The 203-nt window shown below is 58.1% G+C and carries 1 protein-coding gene; it reads left to right on the top strand.

Features of this window, described 5'->3' with window-relative positions:
* Window positions 1-203, top strand: a 203-nt coding sequence (locus BG74_RS00285) for a beta-ketoacyl synthase N-terminal-like domain-containing protein (RefSeq protein ID WP_305809552.1), incomplete at both ends; no start/stop codon positions are given.

Here is a 203-nt window from a genome sequence, read left to right as displayed (position 1 = left end):
CGCAATCAGGTTGCTGGATCCGACGGCATGCGCGCCCGCGGTCTGCGCGGTGTGGGGCCTTATATGGTTACCAAAGCTATGGCCTCCGGCGTGTCGGCGTGTCTGGCGACGCCTTTTAAAATCCGAGGCGTCAATTATTCCATCAGTTCCGCCTGCTCGACTTCAGCGCACTGTATCGGCAATGCGGTGGAAATGATCCAACT

The organism is Sodalis-like endosymbiont of Proechinophthirus fluctus (assembly GCF_001602625.1).
Lineage (GTDB): Bacteria > Pseudomonadota > Gammaproteobacteria > Enterobacterales > Enterobacteriaceae.
This window is presented reverse-complemented; position numbering and strand designations above follow the sequence as displayed.